Here is a 12610-nt window from a genome sequence, read left to right on the forward strand (position 1 = left end):
GCGTCCGCGGCAGCTCGGCCCGCGTGCGGACCGGCGGGGCTGGAAGCGGCTCGGCGGCTGAACGCCCCGGGCAGGGCGGTGCCGCGCCCCCGGCGGGACGCGGCACCCGCGAGCGTCAGGCCAGTTCGGCCGTCAGCGTGATGGTCGTACCCGTCAGGGCCTGGCTGACCGGGCAGTTCTTCTTGGCGTCCTCGGCGGCGGAGGCGAAGCCCTCCGCGTCCAGACCGGGCACCTCGCCGCGCACGGTGAGGTGGATGCCGGTGATGCCCTCGCCCGGCTGGAAGGTGACGTCCGCCTTGGTCTCCAGCCGGGTGGGCGGGGTGCCGGCACCGGCCAGCCCGTGCGAGAGGGCCATGGAGAAGCAGCTGGAGTGGGCGGCGGCGATCAGCTCCTCGGGGCTGGTCTTGCCGTTCGCCTGCTCGGCGCGCGACGGCCACGACACCGGCTGCTGGCCGATGCCGGAGGAGTCGAAGGTGACGACACCGTTGCCTTCGAGCAGGTTGCCTTCCCAGACGGTGTGCGCGGTGCGCGTGGTTGCCACGTTGCTTCCTTTCGCGAGTGTCGCGGTACCCGGGGTTCCCGTGTCCCCCTATCCGATCACATCCGGGCTCATCGCACTCTGAAGACCGGCCCACGAGGGGTGAACGGAAGGTGACTTCCCTGCGGGATCAGATAGGCGTGTTCCCTGCGCACCCGCAGCACATCGCACCAGCCGTCGGTGATGACCAGCACCGGAGCCCCGGGCGGGAAGTCCTCGGCCCGGTGCAGCAGGTCGATGCCGGGCTGAAGGACCGTGCCGCCCCGCCCGTGCACCCGTACCCGGTCCGCGATCTCGGTGACCGGCAGATAGCCGGCGTCGTGCGGGGCCGCGTCGCAGAACACCACGCGGGCGGCCGGTACGTCGCGGGCCGCCGCGTAGGAGGCGATGGCGCCGAGCGCCTTGCCGAGCAGCCCGGGTCGCATGGAGCCGGAGGTGTCGAGGACCACCCCGAAGGTGCAGCGGGGCACCTCCTCGGGCGGGAAGTACCGGCCCGCGCGCGGGATGTCCGGGGTGGACGCCTGGCGGCGGGCCGGACGGGCGTACGACCGCACGGGCTCCGGACGCGGGACGAACTCGTCGAACCAGCGGGCCAGGAGCGCGTCCCAGGGCAGCGGCGGGTGGCTGAGGGCGCGGATCTCCTCGACCAGGCCGCCGGGCAGGAACCCGCGTTCCTGCGCCCGGTGCAGGTCCAGGCCGTGGGCGAGGCCGCGGCGGTAGAACTCGTCGAGGTCGACGTAGTCGCCGGCCGGGCGGAGGGGACCGCCGAGGACGTCGCCGACGCCCTTGCCGCGCAGGGTGGCCAGCCGGCGCATCCGGCGCAGGTCGCCGGCGAGGCGGTCGTAGACCTCCTCGGCGGACAGGCCCGCCAGCCGCGGGTCGTGCAGCAGTCCCTCGGGCATGGTGCCGACCCGCATCTCCACCAGCCAGCCGTTGACGACGTAGTCGCAGGCGACGTTGAACAGGTAGGCGTCACGGGTGCCGCAGCGGTCGCCGTGGCGCAGGGCGGCGTGCAGCATCTCGTGGGCGAGGACGAACCGCCATTCCTCGTCCTCGAGGCGGCACAGCGGGTTGACGTAGATCTCTCCGGCCTCGGGGTTCACGGCGGCGATCCGGATGCCGTGGGCGCGGGCGAGTTCGGCGTCGGCGACCAGGGTGATGCCGGCCGCGATGCCGCCGAGCAGCGGGTAGGAGCTGACGAACCAGCCGAGGGCCCGTTCCCAGGGGCGCTGCTCGGTGCGTTCGCCGTCCAGGGAGTCCCGGCGGCCGGCGGCCATGTCCATGGCGGCGGACACGGTGCGGGTCAGGGCGGTGGCGAAGGCCAGTTGCCGGTCGGGGACGGGGCCCCGCCAGGGCAGCCACTCGGTGAGCCGCTGGTCGGGCGCCCCGGCCGCGGTGCCGCAGTGCTCGTAGGCGGGCGGCAGGCCGTGGGCCCGCCAGCGCGCGGCGAGCCGTTCCTCGTCCCCGTCGGGGTAGCTCCCGGGCAGGTCCTCGGGAGGGGTGCCGACGGGGAAGCCCAGCAGGAAGCGGTTGACGACGACGCAGCGGGCGGCGAGGTCGTACCGGTCGGGCTGCTCCCGCGGGCCCGGGGCGGCCGGGACGTGGCCGAAGCCGACGTGCAGGGCGGCGTGCGCGAGGGCCCACGCCCAGGCGCCGGGCTCGGCGATCCGGTCGTGCCGGGCGTGCACGGTGGCGTCGGAGTCGACGACGAGCAGGCCGTCGCGCGGGGCGAGGGCGCAGTTCTCGCTGCGGCAGGCGCCGAATTCGACGGCGTCCAGCGCCGGGTTGGCGCGCAGCAGCCGCATCCCCTCGGCGAACGCCTCGCCGGCGAGGTCGCGCTTGTTCTTCGGCGGGGTGCGGTTCACCGCCGCGCCTCCACCAGGCGCGGCATGTCGCGGGCGGCCTCGACCAGGAACCACGACGGCAGCACGGGGTTGCCGTCGGCGTCGGAGGCGATGACGGTCTGGGCGACCTCGACGGAGATCTCGGCGAGCTGCACCAGCAGCGACTTGGCCCGGTAGGCGATCTGCCGGCCGTTCGCCGACATGTGCTCCTTGCTGACGGGCAGTTCCTTCACCAGCCGGCCGCGGAAGGACTCCGCGAGGTAGTAGAGCAGGTCCCGGTCCTCGAGGCGGTGCGGCCAGCGGGCGTCGCCCCTGAGGATCGCCTCGATCCCGAACCGGCTGCGGACGACCTTGACGTAGCCGCAGAAGGCGGTGGCGTGCGCGGGAGTGAGCGTGCCGTGCGCCAGGACGGTCAGCGTCGGCTCGTCGAGGTCGGGTCCGAAGGAGTGCAGGGCGTCGGAGAGCATGTGCCAGGAGCGGGGCGTGGAGAACGGCTCCTCGCTCTTGGGCGGCTTGGACCACAGGTGGTCCGGACGGTCGGTGAGGTGGTCCAGGATCCACGGGTGGATGCCGTTGCCCGCGGCCCAGGCCAGCCAGTCCGTGGCGGACACCTCCAGGTGGACGTGGGCGAGCCGGTTGACCAGGGCGGAGGCGAGGGGCCGGGCCAGGGCGTTGTCGGTGGCACGGTTTCCCGCGCCGATGACGATCGACCCCTCCGGAAGCTCGTAGGTGCCGATACGGCGGTCGAGGATGAGGGAGTAGAACGCCTTCTGCACGTCCGGGGTGGACGCGTTCAGCTCGTCCAGGAACAGGCAGTACGGCTCGTCCCGCGCGATCGCCTCCGGCGGGCAGAACACCGAGCGTCCGTCCCGGATCTGCGGCACGCCGATCAGGTCCTCGGGAGCCAGCTGGGTGCCGAGCAGGCTCACGCATTCCAGCCCGAGCGAGGCGGCGAACTCCCGCACCAGGGAGGACTTGCCGATGCCGGGCGCGCCCCAGAGGAAGACGGGCCGGACGGTGGCGAGGCCGAGGAGGAGTTCGGGGACACGGGCGGGGGTGACGGTGACGGCGGCCTGCAACGCGGGGATTCCTTGGGGGGTTCGAGGGATGTGCGACTCGAACAGTGTGGGCGGGCGGCGGTACGGGCGCAGCCGATTTTCAGGCGGCCCGCTCCTCCTCCACGCCCGGGACGAGCGGTACTTGCGGGCCGTCCAGTTCGCCCAGCCAGCGGCGCAGCACGTGGTGGACGTGCTCGGCGCCGGCCGGTTCCGCCCCGTCCTCGGCCGGTGCCGACAGCTCCCGCGGCGAGAGCAGGAACGGGCGGGACTGGGCGCCGCCGAGCCCGCCGTGGGAGCCGATCTGCTCCTCGAAGGCGAGGACTTCGCCGTCGGCGGGGTCGTAGGCGGAGTTCACCATGATGTCCGCCGTGTGCGGGAAGGAGTGGGTACGGCGGACGGCGTCGGCGGCGCCGGGTCCGAAGCGGGCCAGCGGCCCGGGCTCGTCGTCCAGCTCGGCCAGCGGGATCTCGGCGCCGTACGCCCCGAGCACCACACCGCCGTGTTCCTCGCTGCGCACCAGCAGGAAGCCGATGCCGGGGTGGTTGGCGAGGGTGGTGAGCAGGGCGGGGTGGCGGGCGTCGATCTCCTCCTTGGTCATGCGGTGCGGCACGTCCGGGAAGGAGACCAGGCCGAGGTTGCCGGAGGCCAGCACGATCGGCTCGCCGTGGGACGCGGGGCCGGCCGGGGGTCTCCCGGCCCGCCGGGCGGGACCGGGGCGGTGGCGGTCCTCCCTCTCCGGCACGGGCCGGCGCAGGGCCGCGCGGACGGCGGCCCGGGCCTCGGCACCGCTGCGGGTGCGTTCGGCGCGGCGGGGCACGTGCAGTCCGCAGCCGGCCCGGACGAGGTCGCCGAGGGTGAGGCCGTAGCGGGCGCGGAAGGTCTCGCCGGGGCTCTGTCCGTGGTCGGAGAGGACGACGATCCGGTAGGGGCGCGGGGCGTGTTCGGCGACGCGTTCGAGGAGGGCGAGGGAGCGGTCGAGGCGCTGGAGCACCTTCTCGGCGTCGCGGCTGTGCGGTCCGGAGTGGTGGGCGACCTCGTCGTAGGCGACGAGGTCGGCGTAGACGGCGGTGCGGCCGGCGAGCATGTCGCCCAGGACCGCGGCGACGACGACGTCCCGTTCGACGACGGTGGCGAAGGCGCGGACGAACGGGTAGAGGCCGCCCCGTCCGACGCGCGGGCGCTGCCCCCTCAGGCGGGCGCGGGTGGACTGGCCGATCTCGCGGGCCACCTCGGCGACGAAGGAGAGGGCGGTGCGGACGGCGTTCGCCGGGTCGGAGAAGTAGGCGAAGTAGCCGGCGCGGGAACGATTCGCCGGGCTGCGGCGGCGGGTGGCGATCGACAGCACGAGGGCCTGTTCGCCGGCGCCGCCGCTGAAGAGGTTGCCGCGGCTGGCCCCGTCGACGGAGAGCAGTCCGCCGTCGCCGGTGCGCAGGACGGCGCGGCGCTGGAGCTCGACGGCGCTCGTCGGCCGGTTGCACACCATCACCTCGCCGCGGTCCTTCTCGTACCAGCGGAAGGCCGGCACGTCGAAGTTGCTGCCGTGCAGGATGCCGAGCTGGCTGGCACCGGTCTGGCTGGACCAGTCGGTGCGCCAGGGGGTGAGGCGGTGGGTGGGCGCGGCACCGCCGCCCACCGGGGATGTGCCGCCGTGTGCCGGGGATGTGCCGCCGCCCACCGGGGACGCACCATCGCCCGCCGGGGGAACGCCGCCGCCCGCCGGCCGTGTGGCGTCGGCCGTCGCCAGCCAGCGGGCGACCGTGGGCATCAGGCCCTTGCGGACGGCGTCCGTGAGGACGTCGTGGCCGACGCCGTCGAGCTGGACGCAGACCAGGCCGGGAGTGGTGGGGCAGGGCGGGTGGGCCCGGCGGCCGCGGGTGGCCAGGCGGTGCAGGCGCCGCCGGTAGGCCTCGTCGTCGCGTACGGCGAGGGCCGCGCCGGTGGCGGAGGCGACGGCGGACATCACGGCGGCCACGATGACGGCCGTCTCGGGGGCGGCCGCGCCGCGGCCGGAGGGGTTGATGCGCAGGGCGAGCAGCAGCAGGGAGCCGTTGAGGAAGAAGACCAGCAGGCCGAGGACGAACGCGGGGACGAGCAGCAGCAGGCGCACCAGGAGGGGCCAGACCACGGCCGAGAGGACACCGAAGGCGCCGGCGCCGCAGGCGGCGGTGACGGCGATACGGGTGGTACTGTCGCCGTCGGCGGACTGGAGCTGGAAGTCGGGCAGGAGCCCGGCGAGGAGCAGCATGGTGACCGTGGAGACCGCCCACACGGCGACGCTCCGTCCGATCTGACTGGCGATCCGCCGCCACCGCATGCCCCCCACGCCCCGTACACCTCACGTCCCGGCCCTCACCCGCGCGTTCGGGCGGAAGAGGGGCCCCTCTCGCTTCGCCGGCCCGGTCGGGCCCGGCTCCACCTTGTCACACGGGGCGTCGTCCGCCCGGGCGGGCCGCAGGGAGGCCGGCCGTGGACACCGTCCGCCGGGTCACCGCCCTCGGGTCGCCGCACGCCAGGTCATCGTCCGCCTGGTCACCGCCGGTCGGTCACCACTCGCCAGGTCACCGCCCGTCGGCCACCGTCCGTTAGTCACCACCCGCCAGGTCACCGCCCGTCGGCCACCGTCCGTTAGTCACCACCCGCCAGGTCACCGCCCGTCGGCCACCGTCCGTTAGTCACCGCCCGCCAGGTCACCGCCCGCCAGGTCACCGCCCGTCGGCCACCGTCCGTTAGTCACCACCCGCCAAGTCACCGCCCGTCGGTCACCACCCGCCAGGTCACCGCCCGTCGTAGCCGGCCGTCGGCATCGACAGGCGCCGGTGCACCCGCGCCTTCATCTGTGCGTCGTACGACGGTTCGGCCCGCCCCACCATCTCCACGCGCACGCCCCGGCGCGCGCACTCGTCGGTGAACTCCTCCACCGAGGAAAGCGCCCGGCGCAGCACCCGCAGGCTGGGCGAGACGAACACGTCCACCCCGGGCCGCACTCCGTCCCAGAGTGCGCAGTGGTCGAAACGAAGTCCGCCGACGAGAAGTTCCCGGGCCACCACGTAGCCGCGCTCGGCGGCCCAGCGGGCGCACATGGCGTGCTGGCTGCGCGAATCCACCAGGAAGGGGTCGGCCTCCAGCTCCTCCAGGGGTGTCAGGCTCGCGATGGCGGTGACCCGCACCGGCGCGAACGCGCCGAAGGCACCCCGCAGCTGTCCCATGGCGTCCCCCTCACCTCCGGGTTTCGCCGCCGACCCTACTCCTGCCCGTAGGCTTCGGGGAGTCGCGTGAAGGAGGCGAAGAGGGTGCCGGTGGAGATCACCTGGTGGGGTCACGCAACCTGCACGGTGGAGGATGCGAACGTCCGGGTGCTCACCGATCCACTGTTCGCCCCTCGCCTGGCGCATCTGCGCCGCCGCCGGGGCGCCGTGCCCCCGGCCGAGGCCCACCGCGCCGACGTGGCGCTCGTCTCCCACCTCCATGCCGATCATCTGCATCTGCCGTCGCTGGCCCGCCTCCCCCCGGGCACGCGCCTGCTCGTGCCCCGGGGCGCACCACGGGCGGTACCCGGACTGCGCCGGCTGCGAGAGCTGCGGATCACCGAGGTGGCTCCCGGGGACGAGGTGCGGATCGGCGGGCTGCTCATCCGGGTGGTGCCGGCGCTGCACGACGGCCGGCGGCTGCCGGTGGGGCCGCAGCGCTCCCCGGCACTGGGCTACGTCGTGGAGGGCGAGGCGCGGACCTACTTCGCCGGGGACACCGGGCTGTTCGACGCGATGGCCGAGCGGGTCGGGCCGGTGGACGCGGCGCTGCTGCCGGTGGGCGGCTGGGGGCCGTACCTCGGGGAAGGGCATCTGGACGCGGGACGGGCCGCGCGGGCGCTGGCCCGGCTGGCGCCGCGAGCGGCGGTGCCGGTGCACTACGGGACGTACTGGCCGATCGGCATGGACGCGGTGCGCCCGCACGAGTTCCACGCGCCGGGCGACGAGTTCGTGCGGCTGGCGGCGGTGGCCGCGCCGCACGTGGCGGTGCACAAGCTGGAGCACGGGGAGAGCGTGCGGCTGGAGGTCTCGCGGTGACATGGCTCGCCGAGGCGTCGAGAACGGTGACGACCGGGTCCGCACAGCAGGCGGTCGGCTACCCCTCGCTGTTCTTGCTGGTGTTCCTGGGTGCGCTGGTGCCGGTCGTGCCGACGGGGGCACTGGTGAGTTCGGCGGCCGTGGTGGCGTTCCACCGGACGGAACCGTTCACGCTGGCGATGGTGTTCGTGGCGGCCTCCTCGGCCGCGTTCCTCGGGGATGTCACCCTGTACTGGCTGGGCCGGCGCGGGATGCGGTCCAGGAACGGGTCACGGTGGCTGGAGGCGATACGGTCGCGGGCGCCCGAGGAGCGGCTGGCGCAGGCCCGCGGGAAACTGACCGAACACGGCGTCGCGGTGCTGGTCCTCTCCCGGCTGGTGCCGGCCGGCCGCATACCGGTGATGCTGGCCTGTCTGATGGCGGAGTGGCCGCTGCGCAGGTTCGCGCGGGGGAACCTGCCCGCGTGCCTCGCCTGGGCGGCCACTTATCAGGTGATCGGCATTCTGGGGGGTTCACTGTTCAAGGAGCCGTGGCAGGGGGTCGTGGTGGCGATCGTGCTGACGTTCGTCATCAGCGCGGCGCCCGGCGTGTGGCGGCGGGTCCGGGCCACCGGGTGACATCCGGGGGGCGCGGGCACAACTGCTCACACCCGTGCGGCGCGAGGCGGGTGCCTCCGCTCACGCCCGTACGGCGCGAGGCGGGCACGACTGCTCACATCCGTACGGCGCGGGGCGGGCACGACTGCTCACACCCGTACGGCGCGGGGCGGGCACGACTGCTCACACCCGTACGGCGCGAGGCGGGCGCGACCGCTCACGCCCGTGCGGCAAGGCCCGTATCGGCAAGGCCGTCCCGGCACGGACCGTGCCGCTTCGGACGCGGCTCAGTCCAGGACCCTGGAGGCGCCCACCGGCAGGTCCCACAGGTCTTCCCGCTCCAGGCCGGCCTTCTCCCAGGCCACCCGCACCCGGGTGAGCGGCTCCAGGACCGGCTCCGCGGAGAGGATGAACGTGCCCCAGTGCATGGGGGCCATGCGGCGGGCGCCCAGGTCGAGGGTGGCCTGGACCGCCTCGTCGGGGTCGCAGTGGACGTCGCTGAGCCACCAGCGGGGGGCGTAGGCGCCGATGGGCATCAGGGCGAGGTCGATGCCGGGGTAGCGGCGGCCGATGCGGGAGAACCAGTGGCCGTACCCGGTGTCACCGGCGAAGTAGAGGCGCTGTCCGTCGGGGGCGGTGAGCACCCAGCCGCCCCACAGGCTGTGGCAGGTGTCGGTGAGGGTGCGCTTGGACCAGTGGTGGGAGGGCACGAAGTCGAAGCGGACATCGGCGAGTTCGGCCCCCTCCCACCAGTCCAGCTCGGTGACGCGGGTGAACCGGCGCCGGCGGAACCAGCGGCCGAGGCCCGCGGGCGCGAACACCGGGGTGTCGCGCGGGAGCCGGCGCAGGGTGGGGGCGTCCAGATGGTCGTAGTGGTTGTGGCTGATGACGACGGCGTCGACGCGGGGCAGGGTGTCCCAGGGCACGCCCACCGGCGTGATGCGGGCCGGGGTGCCGAGGATGCGGCGGGACCAGACGGGGTCGGTGAGGACGGTCAGCCCGCCGAGCCGGACGATCCAGCTGGCGTGTCCCGCCCAGGTGACGGCGAGGGTGCGGGTGTCGACGCGGGGCAGCGGGGCCGGTTCGTACGGCAGGCGGGCGATGTCGCCGAGGCCTTCGGGGCCGGGGCGGACGGCGCCTTCGCGGGCGAAGCGGGCGAGGGCCTTGAGGCCGGGCAGGGGCGCGGTGAGCCGGTCGTGGAACGTGCGGGGCCAGACCCGGTGTTCGCTCAGGGGGCGGGGCTCGGCCAGCGGCGGAAAAGGGGGCGCGAGGGGCTTCGGCGTGCGGGGTTCGTCGGCTGTCGTGGTCGTCGTGGTCGTCGTGGCCGGGCCGGGCTCATGCGTCTGCTGCGTCATCGAGGAGGCTCCCATCGCTGAGCGTCGTCGCGGAGATCGTCGAAGGCCGACCTCAAGGAGATCAACGCGCGCCGCACGTGCGGCAGTTCCAACGGTGCGGGGGACGTGAGGCATTCCGTGCGTTCCTCGTCCGTGCCGCCCAGCAGGGGCCCGGTGGCGAGCCGTACGCGCAGCGCCCCGAGGTCGTCGCCGAAGCGGTGGCCGCCGGGCGCGGGCATGCCGAGCCGGGCGGTGAGGAGTTCCTCCAGTTCCTGTGCGTCGCCGACGCCCTGGGCGGCGAGCGGTTCGCGCAGCGGCCCGAGGTCGACGTACAGGTGGCGGCCGGCCTGCGGCGGCCGGGCCAGCGCACCGGCGGCGACGACCGCGGCATGCGCCGCCGCGGCCACGCGCGCGTGCAACCGGACGGTGGCCTCGCGGCGTTCGGTGACGGGCGGGGGTTCGTCCAGGGCGTAGCCGGCGGCCGCGGCGACCGGGGCGGCGATCCGTGCGCCGAGCGCGGTGAGGATGTCGAGCACGCGCGCGTGCAGGTGGCGCCCGCCGTCGGTGGCCGGGAAGCGGGCGACGGCGGCGGGCCAGCCGGGGGGCAGCAGCGCGCCGGACAGGTCGGTGACGACGGTGACCTGGTCGGGCCACATCTCGGCGGGGCTGAGCAGGACGGTCTCGTGCGGGGCGTGCACGGTGTCGCGCCAGGTCTCGTCGCTGACCAGGTGCAGGCCCTCGGCGGTGGCGGCCTCGACGGTCTCGTGCAGCAGTTCGGGCGGGGTGACGGTGGCGGTGGGGTCGTCGGCGACGGACAGCACCAGCAGCCGTGGGTCGCCGCCCTCGGCACGGACCCGGCGGATGGTCTCGAGCAGGGCGTACGGGTCGGGGACACCGCCGCTCTCCGGCGGGGTCGGCACATGGAACACGGGCCGGCCGAGGAGCCGGGCGTACGGTGCCCACCAGGCGGCGCAGGGGCGGGGCACGAGGACGTCGGCGCCGTCCCCAGCGAGCGCGGCGGTCAGGGCGAGCAGCAGGGCGGGGGCGCCGGGGCCGGCGGCCACCTGGTCGGGGCCGCAGGGCAGTCCGCGGCGGGTCCAGTAGCCGCAGGCCGCCTCCAGGAGGGCGGGGGCGCCGCCGACGGGCAGGGCGTCGGCACGGCCCGCCGCGGCGGCGAGTACGGCGGAGAGTTCGGGGAGCACGGGCAGGCCGTCGCCGGGGAGCGGCGGGCCGTAGCGGACGGGGCCGTGGCCCTCCCCGGGGTCCGTCCGCCGCATGTCCGCCTCCGCGCAGTCCGTCGTGCCCTACCGGCCCGTCCGGACCACACCGTGTCCCGTCCGGGCCGTCTGCCGTCGTTCCTGGCCCGAGCCGGCCCGTCCGGACCACACGTCGTGCCGTCCGGGCCGCTCTGTCGTTGTCGTTCGTCCGTGCAAGGCTGTCCGGACTCACGTCGTGCCGTCCGGACCGCTCTGCCGTTGTCGCTGGTCAGTGCCGGGCTGTCCGGACCTCACGCCGTGCCGCCCGGGCCGCTCTGCCGTTGTCGTTGGTCCGTGCCGTCCGGTGTCGTGTGCCGGATGTGCGTCGGTCGGTGCCCGTGTGGTCTCCTGTGGTGCCCTCCGGGAGGGTGTACCCGCCGGACGACGCTCCATGGCGGTTCCGGATCGGCCCGGGTCACATCCCGGTGGACCGGCCTCCCGTGGCGCGCAGGCGGCCGTACACCCGGTAGCCGGCGCCCGCGCAGGCGGCGGCGATCAGGGCACCGCCGACGGCGAGAGCCGGGACGGAGTCGCCGAAGGCTCCTCCCCGTCCCGCGTCCACTCCGTGCTGGACGGCAGCGTGGCCGTCCGCACAGGACGCGCCGTGGGACTCCGCGCACCCGTGGTCGTCGTACCCGCCGGCGTCCCGACCGCCGCCGTCCTGGCGGGAGCCGTCGCGACCGGAACCGTCCTGACCGGCACCGTCGTGCGCGGCGCTGTCCTGGCCGAAGCCGTCGCGGCCGGAACCGTCCTGACCACCGCCGTCGCGCCCGGAAGCATCCTGGCCGACGTTGTCGCGCCCCGCGCTGTCCCGGCCGCCTGCATCCAGGCGGGCAGCGTCGTCACCGGAACCGTCCTGACCGGCACCGTCCCTCCCGCCCGCGTCCTGCCCGCCGCCTACCTGACCACCACCTTCCTGAACGGTCCCGTCGCGCCCGGAGTTGTCCTGACCGGCGACGTCACGCCCGGCACCGTCCTGACCGGCGACATCGCGCCCGGCACCGTCCTGACCGGCGAGGTCCCGCCCGGCACCGTCCTGACCGGGGACATCGCTCCCTGCGCTGTCCTGACCGAAGGCATCGCTCCCCGCGCTGTCGCGGCCCGCGGTGTCCGGCCCGCTCTCCGCGCAGGGCTCGCCGTCCCGGCACCGGCTGCCCTCCGCGCACAGGGTGCCGTCCGCACAGGGCGCCGCCTGCGTGCCGGCCTCGTCGCACTGCGTGAGCAAGGGGTCCGTCTCCGCCCGGCCGCCGACGGTTATCCCGGCGGCGCTCCCCCTGAGAGCGGCCCCGGCCGCACTGCCGGCCCCGGCCCGGTTCGGGTGCCCGGTGCCGTCGGAGAAGGCCGTGGAGCCGACGCCCGGGGGACCCGGCACCGCTCCGGCGAGGGGGGCGCAGGAACCGGAGGCCGTTCCAGGGCCGGCCTCTTCGAGGAGGCGGGCGGCCACGGCGAGGCCGGTGGAGGCGGCGAGGCCCGTGGGTACGGCATGGTCGGTGGAGGCGGCGAGGCCGGTCGGGGCGGCGAGGCCCGTAGGGGCGGCAAGGCCGGTGGCGGCGGCGGGGCCGGTGGGGGCGGCGGACGCGGCGGGCCCGGTGAGGGCGAGCGCGGCACCGGCGGCGAAGACGGCGGACAGGGCGCGGGCGGTGCGGCGCATGGGTGCGGCTCCTCGTCGGGCTGCGGCGGGACGGTCGGACGGCCGTACACCGGCGCACCGGTACGACGGCGACGCCGTGCGGTACCCGGGTACGGGGCACGGGTCGTGCCCTCGCTGTCATGACAGCCCGCCCGTGGCCGTACCGCGCGCGGCCGGAGCCCATTCGCGGGACCCGCGGGGCCGCCCGGGTGACGACGGGCACCCGGGAGGACGGCTGGGCCGGCAGGGTGACAGCGAAGGGGCCGGCGGCGGAGCGAAGCGCCCCGGGT

General features: G+C 75.3%; 10 protein-coding genes. 2 read left to right on the forward strand and 8 right to left on the reverse strand.

Annotated features, from left to right (window positions below):
- Positions 1–115: 115 nt before the first annotated feature.
- The 5 genes from JK361_RS01760 to JK361_RS01780 form a co-directional block, all read right to left on the reverse strand.
- Positions 116–541 carry an OsmC family protein gene (locus JK361_RS01760; RefSeq protein WP_184969417.1) on the reverse strand — a complete coding sequence of 142 codons (426 nt, stop codon included), beginning with the start codon at positions 539–541 and terminating at the stop codon, positions 116–118.
- A 68-nt stretch (positions 542–609) separates the two neighbouring features.
- The gene (locus tag JK361_RS01765; RefSeq protein ID WP_201814229.1) at positions 610–2343 is read right to left on the reverse strand and encodes a vWA domain-containing protein; all 1734 of its coding nucleotides are present in this window, start codon (positions 2341–2343) and stop codon (positions 610–612) included.
- Between the two features lie 56 nt (positions 2344–2399).
- Complete coding sequence (locus tag JK361_RS01770; RefSeq protein ID WP_201813801.1) at positions 2400–3461, reverse strand: ATP-binding protein; 1062 nt, start codon at positions 3459–3461, stop codon at positions 2400–2402.
- Positions 3462–3540: 79 nt separating this feature from the next.
- Positions 3541–5754 carry a phage holin family protein gene (locus tag JK361_RS01775; protein WP_201814230.1) on the reverse strand — a complete coding sequence of 738 codons (2214 nt, stop codon included), beginning with the start codon at positions 5752–5754 and terminating at the stop codon, positions 3541–3543.
- Positions 5755–6214: 460 nt separating this feature from the next.
- On the reverse strand, positions 6215–6646 hold the full coding sequence (locus JK361_RS01780; protein WP_201813802.1) for a hypothetical protein: 432 nt from the start codon (positions 6644–6646) through the stop codon (positions 6215–6217).
- Between the two features lie 84 nt (positions 6647–6730).
- Here JK361_RS01780 and JK361_RS01785 point away from each other — a divergent pair, with 84 nt between their 5' ends.
- Both JK361_RS01785 and JK361_RS01790 read left to right on the forward strand, forming a co-directional pair.
- Complete coding sequence (locus tag JK361_RS01785; protein ID WP_201814231.1) at positions 6731–7504, forward strand: MBL fold metallo-hydrolase; 774 nt, start codon at positions 6731–6733, stop codon at positions 7502–7504.
- On the forward strand, positions 7501–8121 hold the full coding sequence (locus JK361_RS01790) for a DedA family protein (protein ID WP_201813803.1): 621 nt from the start codon (positions 7501–7503) through the stop codon (positions 8119–8121). The genes JK361_RS01785 and JK361_RS01790 overlap by 4 nt, the downstream gene beginning before the upstream one ends.
- A 266-nt stretch (positions 8122–8387) precedes the next feature.
- Here the strand turns inward: JK361_RS01790 and JK361_RS01795 are convergent, their stop codons facing one another.
- The 3 genes from JK361_RS01795 to JK361_RS01805 all read right to left on the reverse strand — a co-directional run bounded on the left by JK361_RS01795 (position 8388) and on the right by JK361_RS01805 (position 12341).
- On the reverse strand, positions 8388–9455 hold the full coding sequence (locus JK361_RS01795; protein WP_201813804.1) for an MBL fold metallo-hydrolase: 1068 nt from the start codon (positions 9453–9455) through the stop codon (positions 8388–8390).
- A complete protein-coding gene (locus JK361_RS01800) occupies positions 9452–10711 on the reverse strand; it encodes an aminotransferase class I/II-fold pyridoxal phosphate-dependent enzyme (protein ID WP_201813805.1) in 1260 nt (419 codons plus the stop codon). The genes JK361_RS01795 and JK361_RS01800 overlap by 4 nt, the downstream gene beginning before the upstream one ends.
- Before the next feature lie 394 nt (positions 10712–11105).
- Positions 11106–12341, reverse strand: coding sequence for a hypothetical protein (locus tag JK361_RS01805; RefSeq protein WP_201813806.1), 1236 nt, complete (start codon positions 12339–12341; stop codon positions 11106–11108).
- Positions 12342–12610: the final 269 nt, after the last annotated feature.

The organism is Streptomyces musisoli (assembly GCF_016741855.1).
Classification (GTDB): Bacteria; Actinomycetota; Actinomycetes; order Streptomycetales; family Streptomycetaceae; genus Streptomyces; species Streptomyces musisoli.

What these genes read in the sequence shown, in the direction of transcription:
- JK361_RS01765 (WP_201814229.1), bottom strand. Translation starts at nt 2,343, where the DNA reads ATGCGGCTGCTGCGCGCCAACCCGGCGCTGGACGCCGTCGAATTCGGC.
- JK361_RS01775 (WP_201814230.1), bottom strand. Translation starts at nt 5,754, where the DNA reads ATGCGGTGGCGGCGGATCGCCAGTCAGATCGGACGGAGCGTCGCCGTG.
- JK361_RS01780 (WP_201813802.1), bottom strand. Translation starts at nt 6,646, where the DNA reads ATGGGACAGCTGCGGGGTGCCTTCGGCGCGTTCGCGCCGGTGCGGGTC.
- JK361_RS01795 (WP_201813804.1), bottom strand. Translation starts at nt 9,455, where the DNA reads ATGACGCAGCAGACGCATGAGCCCGGCCCGGCCACGACGACCACGACG.
- JK361_RS01800 (WP_201813805.1), bottom strand. Translation starts at nt 10,711, where the DNA reads ATGCGGCGGACGGACCCCGGGGAGGGCCACGGCCCCGTCCGCTACGGC.
- JK361_RS01805 (WP_201813806.1), bottom strand. Translation starts at nt 12,341, where the DNA reads ATGCGCCGCACCGCCCGCGCCCTGTCCGCCGTCTTCGCCGCCGGTGCC.